Source organism: Methyloceanibacter sp., assembly GCF_035650995.1.
GTDB lineage: Bacteria > Pseudomonadota > Alphaproteobacteria > Rhizobiales > Methyloligellaceae > Methyloceanibacter.
Genome location: NZ_DASRGO010000155.1, coordinates 1 through 7,140, shown reverse-complemented (window position 1 = coordinate 7,140; position 7,140 = coordinate 1). Strand labels below are relative to the sequence as shown.

General features: G+C 62.4%; 11 protein-coding genes. 6 read left to right on the top strand and 5 right to left on the bottom strand.

The annotated features are described in order from the left end of the window. Positions 1–610 (top strand): alpha/beta hydrolase (locus VFB18_RS11795; RefSeq protein ID WP_324975347.1); only part of this gene is annotated, 610 nt, incomplete at its 5' end. Between the two features lie 7 nt (positions 611–617). Here the strand turns inward: VFB18_RS11795 and VFB18_RS11790 are convergent. Then, complete coding sequence (locus VFB18_RS11790) at positions 618–881, bottom strand: hypothetical protein (protein ID WP_324975344.1); 264 nt, start codon at positions 879–881, stop codon at positions 618–620. Between the two features lie 238 nt (positions 882–1,119). Between VFB18_RS11790 and VFB18_RS11785 the strand changes: the two genes are divergently transcribed. The 3 genes from VFB18_RS11785 to VFB18_RS11775 all read left to right on the top strand — a co-directional run bounded on the left by VFB18_RS11785 (position 1,120) and on the right by VFB18_RS11775 (position 2,384). After that, positions 1,120–1,587, top strand: coding sequence for a hypothetical protein (locus VFB18_RS11785; protein ID WP_324975340.1), 468 nt, complete (start codon positions 1,120–1,122; stop codon positions 1,585–1,587). Positions 1,588–1,785: 198 nt separating this feature from the next. Further along, the gene (locus tag VFB18_RS11780; RefSeq protein WP_324975352.1) at positions 1,786–2,073 is read left to right on the top strand and encodes an HU family DNA-binding protein; all 288 of its coding nucleotides are present in this window, start codon (positions 1,786–1,788) and stop codon (positions 2,071–2,073) included. A 113-nt stretch (positions 2,074–2,186) separates the two neighbouring features. Beyond that, entirely contained in the window at positions 2,187–2,384 is a 198-nt protein-coding gene (locus tag VFB18_RS11775; protein WP_324975337.1) for a hypothetical protein, read from the top strand. 215 nt (positions 2,385–2,599) lie between these two features. Here the strand turns inward: VFB18_RS11775 and VFB18_RS11770 are convergent, their stop codons facing one another. After that, on the bottom strand, positions 2,600–2,788 hold the full coding sequence (locus VFB18_RS11770) for a hypothetical protein (protein WP_324975335.1): 189 nt from the start codon (positions 2,786–2,788) through the stop codon (positions 2,600–2,602). Positions 2,789–2,895: 107 nt separating this feature from the next. After that, on the bottom strand, positions 2,896–3,267 hold the full coding sequence (locus VFB18_RS11765) for a hypothetical protein (RefSeq protein WP_324975333.1): 372 nt from the start codon (positions 3,265–3,267) through the stop codon (positions 2,896–2,898). Between the two features lie 125 nt (positions 3,268–3,392). On the opposite strand from VFB18_RS11765, the gene VFB18_RS11760 reads away from it, so the two are divergent. Next, entirely contained in the window at positions 3,393–3,800 is a 408-nt protein-coding gene (locus tag VFB18_RS11760) for a hypothetical protein (protein ID WP_324975330.1), read from the top strand. Positions 3,801–3,807: 7 nt separating this feature from the next. Here VFB18_RS11760 and VFB18_RS11755 read toward each other — a convergent pair whose 3' ends face one another. After that, positions 3,808–5,586: a hypothetical protein gene (locus VFB18_RS11755; RefSeq protein WP_324975329.1), complete on the bottom strand. Its 1,779-nt coding sequence runs from the start codon at positions 5,584–5,586 to the stop codon at positions 3,808–3,810. Between the two features lie 137 nt (positions 5,587–5,723). On the opposite strand from VFB18_RS11755, the gene VFB18_RS11750 reads away from it, so the two are divergent. Then, positions 5,724–6,197: a hypothetical protein gene (locus VFB18_RS11750; protein WP_324975327.1), complete on the top strand. Its 474-nt coding sequence runs from the start codon at positions 5,724–5,726 to the stop codon at positions 6,195–6,197. On the opposite strand, the gene VFB18_RS11745 is transcribed toward VFB18_RS11750, so the two are convergent. Then, positions 6,198–7,140: hypothetical protein (locus tag VFB18_RS11745; protein WP_324975324.1), on the bottom strand; the 943-nt coding region annotated here is incomplete at its 5' end.

Here is a 7,140-nt window from a genome sequence, read left to right as displayed (position 1 = left end):
GGCGAAGTCGTTGTCCTCGTGCATGCGGGTCGTCATGTACGACCGGCCTGGCATCGGCGCGAGCGGTCCGCGCGCCGAGTCGGGGCCGGCAATGGCGGACGACGTTGCGCAAGGCCTTCATGCCTTGATCGGCAAGCTCGGCCTACCGGGCCCTTACGTCGTCGTCGGCCATTCGCTCGGCGGGTTCTACGCGCAGATTTTTGCGCGCCGCTATCCCAGCGACATCGCCGCCGTGGTGCTGATCGATGCGGCAAGCCAATTCGAGCCGCCGGGCGTGTTCGTCTCCAAAGTGAGGCCGGAGCCGGGATCGGTTGCGGCGGCGGAGGAGGAGGGCATGCGGCTTGGCGAGGCGACGGCAAACTCCGAGCCGCCCTTCCCCCCGGTGCCGCTCATCGTGCTCGCTGCGACCGATCACGAAATGTCTGCCGATCTCGAGCAGCTCTGGCAGGCGACGCAAGCAAAACTGCCCGGGCTGTCTCCCAAGGGAAAGCTTGAGGTGGTGAGTGGCGCGGGCCACTTCATCCAGACCGATCGGCCCGACGCCGTCATCGCAGCGGTGAAGGAAGCCACGCGCGATGCCGGCTTGAGCGTTGAAACCTGCGCCCCGTGAGCGGCCGCTATTTCTGCGTCATGTTCTTGATGACCCCTACGAGCAGCGTCAGGACGATGCCGCCCACCGCACCGCCGGCGATGTCGCCCACCCAGCCCTCGATCATCTGCCCGGCGAAGGTGCCGACAAGCTGGCCCACGATGCCGCCGCCGACGGCCCCGGCGATCGCGTTGCCCAACGTGCCGAGCGAATATTGCTTGGCTGCCGCGCCTACGGCGCTGCCGCCGATCGCGCCGGAAACGACCTGAACGAGAAGACCCGTGAGATCCATGGTGCAATCCCCCTCGATTGTCCCGCAAACCGCCTTGTGAGCGAGTACATCTTAAGAGCTTGCCGGGCCTGGCACCAGCTTGAGCCCTCGCGGCGCCGCGGCTAGCGAGCTTTTCTCCGCGAAACGCCGGCGCCACTGTCAACAAAACTTCATGAAAGCCGCGCCCCGCGCTCGATTATGATCGGCGGCCGCGGATTTGCATCACGCGCAAGTCAAGGAATCGGGGGACCATGAAGTCATGCGGTGCCTGAAGCTTTCGCTCGCCACCTCGGCTCTATTGCTCGGATTGGCATCAGCCGACGCGGCCGACCAGATGGAATACAGCGTAACCGTCACCGGGGGATGCCAGTATCAAATTCTGGTGGGCTGGGACGATTGTCAGAGCAAGGTGGTCTATACCCATTACAAGGGCGACAAATACTCGTTCGACTTCATTGACAAGAACAAGAATGCTTATGTCTTTTTCGGCAAAAAAGACCGGCAAATCGACAACAGCAATCTTTTTTCCAATATCGACACGATCGAGACGACAATCGACGGGAAGACAACAGTCGATCCTCAAGCGATGGGGGGTTGCACGACGAAGATTACGCCGGCTGGCGACAAGTTCGTCTATATCGACTGTGCCGTGACCAACTCCAAGAGCATGCTATTCAAGTTCAGAATCAGCAACATCACGGAAGTGCTTAGGACATTTGCCGAGTAACTTCCGGCTTTGAACCGCATGGCGGATCGAAGCTTCGCCGCCCGGGATTTGCGCCGGTTATGCGCCGCTTTCAACAGTTTTTGCCGAGATTTTTGCGGACAACCGGCTGCGAATCTGCCAAGCGTCACGGAATATGGGGGCGCCCGGAAATCGCCAAGGCGGCCCAGGGCTTCTTTTACAAGAGGAACAAATGACATGATGTCGAAGTCCGAGCTGATCCAGAAAATCGCCGACGAGGTTTCTATTGCCAAGAAAGACGTCAAAGCCGTCATCGAGTCGCTGGCCACGATCGGCTATAAGGAAATGAAGAAGACCGGCAGCTTCCTTTTGCCGGGCTTCGCCAAGTTCGTGGTGATCAAGAAGCCGGCGACCAAGGAACGCACCGGTATCAATCCCTTCACCAAGGAGCCGACGGTGTTCAAGGCCAAGCCTGCGCGCAAGGTCCTCAAGGTGCGCCCGGTGAAGGCCGCCAAGGACGCCGTCTAGTCCGCGCCTCGCTTCATCCCCAGCATCGGCTATCCGGTCTATATTGCTCGGCTTGTTTGTCGCCGCCGGGCCGCTATTGTGCATGCCGGCAAGGAATTCGCTGAGGCATCCCCATGGTCGATCAGGCGGCGCTCTTGGAGCTCGAGAAACGGATTCAGATCGTCGAGGACAACCTGCGCCAGCTGCAGGAGCAGGCCGCGGCCTATTCGGGTGCGGCCGACGAGGAGCGCAACGCCGAGCGCATCGCTGCGCAGCAGGCAAAGCTCGACGCGCTGCTTGCCGAGCGCGCGGCTCTTCTCGCTAAAGGCTGATCGCTACTGCGGCTGCCGCGGGACCGAGACGCTGCCGCTGGCTTTGCAATCGCCATAGGCGGGCGCGCCTGAATAGGTCACGCAGGGCGGCGGGTTGTCGCTCGGGCCCAGGGTCATCGGCATCTTCAGGCGGCCGACCTCGCAGGCCGCAAGTGCCAAACATGCCAGGACTACGATCGGAAGCGTATTCGACATCTCGCTCGAGGGCCGTCCCACTACTTCGTGTCGCTGGATAGAGCCGCCGGCGATTTGCAGTCGCCATAGGTCGGTGTATCGCCATAGCCGAGGCAAGCCGCACCCGCCGTGTCGCTGGGGCCAAGCGCCATGGGCAGAGCCGTTTTCTGCTCCGTCACGCAACCGGCAAGCGCCACTGGCAGTACCAAGATCGCGAGCCACTTTGCCATGGATAACCCCGTGCGACGGCCGGTTTCAGCCGGCATCAACCTAAAAAGATATGCCCGCGAGCGCGGAATACAAGGCCTCCGAGTTGCGAATGGGCTTAAGCCGGTTATTACTTGCCGCAAACTTGCGAGCCGGAGGTGCAGACGAAGGGCACAGTGACCCCCGTCCAGCACGTCGTGTAGGTCCGCGCCGTGACATAGGTGCCGACGATCAGATCGGTCGACACCTCCGGCCGCACCGTCTTGAAGAACGGGTCTGGCTTGACCGCTTGCGCCTTCATGGTGATCGAATGCCACTTCATCTGCGTCTTGAGCGCGTTCGCGCTTCGCACGGCGAGCGCCTGCGCCGTGCTCAGGGCTTCGCCCTGCCTGTTGCCGCCGTGGGTCGCCGAAATCACCTGGCAGTCGGCGAACGCAGGTGCCGCACAGGCGGCGCATAAGGCCGCGGCCACGACGAGGTCAACGATCCGACGCTGGCGCATGCCCCTCCCCCCGAGCCCTCCAAGTTTTGCAAGCCGAAGGTGTAAGCGCAATCGTCACCGAAAGAACACGGTCCAATCGCCGCGCTTCTTAGGTAAAATCGGCGCTCGGCTTGGGGGGTTCCTTGATGGTCTTGCGGATCGCGCTTCTCGCCGCCTTGTTCGCTCTTAGCGGTTGCGCGGCACAGCGCGAGAGCTACTACGCTCAGCGCGACGCGCCGGATCTTGCCTTCAAAGGCCCGCTTCGGCCGGTACCGTTGTCTTCGGCGCAGATCAGGCTCGCCCAGGCGGGCCTTTCGACCAACGTCAAGGAGCTGTCCTCGCCCAGCTTCGGCAAGAGCTACCGGGCGGCGCGGACGGCCGACGGGCAGACCGTCGTGTGCGGCTACGTCAACGGCAGGAAGTTCGCCGGCATCTTCGCCAGACCTACGCGCGGCAAGACCGAGTTCCTGCCGATCGGCGTCGGGCTCGATGACGTGGAGGAGTCGATCGTCAAACAATATTGCCGCGACGACGGCATCTATATGCCGCAGTGACTTGCGCTCACTGCCCCGCTTGCTGGTCTAGAACGCCAGACTTGTAGACGCCGTCCATGAGCTTGGCGACATCTTCATCGCGCATGTTCCACAGCCGCCACCAATCATCGAAGGTCTCGGCCGAGGCGCCGGGATAGCCCTTCTGCAGCATGCGCCACGCGTCGAGAGCCTCCTGCCTCATGCCGAGCTGGCCGTAGATCGGGATGATTTCGAGATAGGAGTAGAACATCTCCTGATCCTGATTCTGTCGCGCCACCTCGAGCGCGCGGGCGTAGTCGCCGCGCAAATAAGCGGCAGTGTAGACCGTCGAATGGTACCAGCCGGTCGCGGCATCGGCGTTGAGCCCATTCGCCTTCTCGGCGAGCGCCACCCCGCGCTCGTGGTCGCCAGCGCTCGAGATCATGCACGCCAGCACAGCGATGATCTCGGCATCGTAAGGGGCAAGCGCCAAGGCCTGATCCGCTTCACGGGCGAATAGCTCGAGTTGCTTGGTGAAGAAATAGGCCGAGGCCGCCACCATTCTCGCCCGGGCGTCGGCGGAGTCGAGCTCAACGGCCTTTGCGGCCTGCTCGACGATCTCGGCGGGCGGCATCGGCGTTTCGTCCAGCCGGAACACCCAACCCAAAATGGCAAACCAGGCGAGCTCGCGGCGCGCCCGTGCGTTGGCTGGATCGAGTGCGACGGCCTCATTCAAGAGCCCCCTTGCCTTGGCGAACGTCTCGCTGGTCCAATCCCATTGCATCGTCTCGCGCGCTCGCAAGACAAGGTCGTACGCCCGGACCTCGTTCGGGCTCTTGCGCGCGGCGGCCTTCGCCTCGTTGCGCTCGATGGCGCCGTATGATCCGGCGATCTTGGCGACGATGGTATTCACGATCTCGTCCTGGACGAGAAAGACGTCGGCCATCGCGCGATCGTAGCGGTCGGCCCAAACATGGGTCCCGGTTTTTGCGTCGATCAGCTGCGCGGTGACGCGAAGACGGTCGTCGCTACGCTGAATGCTGCCCTCAAGCACGTAACGCGCACCGAGGTCGCGTCCGAGCTTCATCACGTCGACCGGCTCGCCCTTGTATTGGAATGTCGTGTTACGCGCGAGAACGCGAAGGTCGCGCGCCCGAGATAGTTCCGTCAGTATGTCCTCCGTCAGCCCGTCGCTGAAATAGTCCTGCTTCGGGTCACCGCTGAGGTTGGTGAAGGGCAAGACGGCAACGGCCGGGACATCGGCCAGAGCAACTCCAGGCCCCCCCTTCCCTGCCGGCGCCCAATGGTCGCGGGTCAGCCACGCGGCGCGCCCACCGAGCGCGAGCAAGGCGAGCACCGCGACGATGATTTGCCATCGCCGCAGCTTGGCCGTGTGTTGCGATAGAGCTGATTGTTCGGGCCGTTGCGTGATTTCCGATGGTTCATGTCCGGTCGCCGGCGCTTGGCTCTCGCGAAACTCGATGCGCGGCGCATATCCGCCCTTGGGCAGCTCGATACGGATCGGGTCGCACTGCCCATCGGTGTCGTAATATTCGCGCAGCTTTTCGCGGAGCCGTGCCGCCTCGATGCGCACGATCGGGTCGACGGCGGCATCGAAGGTGCTGGGACGGTCGAAGACCGCCAGGGCGACGTTATAGCCCTTCAGCTTCTCGCCGCGTCCGGCCAGCGTCTCGTTGACGATGTATTCGAGGAAGCGCTGCCTCCGGCGCGATTGCTGAAAGGCAGGACTGTTGACGATGCGGGCCACCTGGTCGCGGATGGCCTTTTGCTCGGAGTCGCTCTGGCAATTGAGCGAGATGACCGTCACGGCCCAGCTCCATCACACCGACCGACGGCCCGCTGCAAACGGCTGCGGGGCCGCTGATACCGTTACATACTAGGCCCGCCAGCTATCGCCTGTCACCTTGACGACGCCGATCAACCGAAGCGCGGAAGGAGTTCGTCATGAATCCGAAGAAGCTTTTCATCGCGGTGCCCGCGGCGTTTGTGATCCTTGGTAACGCCCCGGTAAAGGCCGCGCAGACCGTCGAGGAAGCGGGCGCGCTCGTCTGCATTATGGACAAGTGGGACGAGAAGGAGCTGGAGAAGGGGCACAAAGTGGTGGACGCCTCCGCCCGATGCGTCGACATCCCCGACGACGAGGCGGCCCCGAAATACACTCAGGTTTGCCCCGGCAAATACGAATACATGCCGGATCAGAGCTGGAAGGCGAGCGGCACCTGCATCGACACCTACACGAGCGGCGATACGAAATTCGAGTCGTGGGAGGAAGGATCGCACCTCAAGGCGTACACCTACAAGATCACCGGCGGCACCGGCAAATATCAGGGCGCCTCGGGCGGCGGGAGCTATATGTACGAGAACCTCACGGACACGTTGTCCGGCGGCCACTATAAGGGCTCTGTCACGCTGCCCTAGTCAGAACACCTTGTTGAGCGTGATGCCAAAGGAATGGCTTGTGACCTGCTGGCGGGCGAAGAGGTTCGCCGTCCCTTCGCTCGTCAGCGGGCCGTTCTGGTTGGTGAAGGGCGAGGAATATTTGATCTTGTATTCGGCGGACTGGGCGAAAGTGTAGTTGGCGTCCAGGAACCAGGTCGGAGCGAGGTAGTAGTCCACGCCGACTTGCGCAGCGCCGCCCCACACCCAGTCGGAACTCGAGAAGTTCGCAGGCTCTCCGGTCACGCTCACGGTGTTGCCGCCGATCTCCGCGAAGCCGACTGCATCGATGATCTCGGATTCGATGTCGAACAGAGCCGGGCCGCCGCCGGCATATAAGTAGAAGCGGCCGAACGAACGGCCGACATAAGGGATCAAAGCAAGCTGGTTCCTGATTTTGATTTGGGACGTGCGGATGGGCACGAAGCCCATGAAGGGTATGGTGACCGGCGTGCCGCCCGTGGTGGTAAAGGACCCTTCCTGCGGGATGCTGATGTTGTGATCGTCGGATGCCAGGTTGAGATATTTGTAAGAGAATTTGATGCCACCGAGCCACGGCCCGTCACCCAATCTTTGGACATAGCCGAGCTCGGCATCGAAGGCCAAACCGGAATCGTCGCGGTCGAAATTGGCCGGAGGTCCACCAGCCTGCCCGTCGGCGACCAGATTCGGACCGATCAACACATCGGTAACGCCGGAGACGCCCTGGAGCGATTGATCGAACCAATCCCAATTGAAGCTTCCGCCGGCGCCGATGAACACGCCGGTCTTTGGAACGAAGGAATAGGGGAGGCTCTTCGCGTCCTGCGCCAACGCCGGACTCGATAGAGCCGGTGCGCAAACGGCCGCAACGGCCGCCAGCGCCTTGAGGGGCTCCTTTTCCCTGTTCGGCCTAAGGAGTGAGGAACGCTTTTCGAGCAAAGAC

Excerpts from the sequence above, each read along its gene's own strand:
- VFB18_RS11790 (WP_324975344.1), bottom strand. The coding sequence starts at position 881 with ATGGATCTCACGGGTCTTCTCGTTCAGGTCGTTTCCGGCGCGATCGGC.
- VFB18_RS11785 (WP_324975340.1), top strand. The coding sequence starts at position 1,120 with ATGCGGTGCCTGAAGCTTTCGCTCGCCACCTCGGCTCTATTGCTCGGA.
- VFB18_RS11780 (WP_324975352.1), top strand. The coding sequence starts at position 1,786 with ATGTCGAAGTCCGAGCTGATCCAGAAAATCGCCGACGAGGTTTCTATT.
- VFB18_RS11775 (WP_324975337.1), top strand. The coding sequence starts at position 2,187 with ATGGTCGATCAGGCGGCGCTCTTGGAGCTCGAGAAACGGATTCAGATC.
- VFB18_RS11770 (WP_324975335.1), bottom strand. The coding sequence starts at position 2,788 with ATGGCAAAGTGGCTCGCGATCTTGGTACTGCCAGTGGCGCTTGCCGGT.
- VFB18_RS11765 (WP_324975333.1), bottom strand. The coding sequence starts at position 3,267 with ATGCGCCAGCGTCGGATCGTTGACCTCGTCGTGGCCGCGGCCTTATGC.
- VFB18_RS11760 (WP_324975330.1), top strand. The coding sequence starts at position 3,393 with ATGGTCTTGCGGATCGCGCTTCTCGCCGCCTTGTTCGCTCTTAGCGGT.
- VFB18_RS11750 (WP_324975327.1), top strand. The coding sequence starts at position 5,724 with ATGAATCCGAAGAAGCTTTTCATCGCGGTGCCCGCGGCGTTTGTGATC.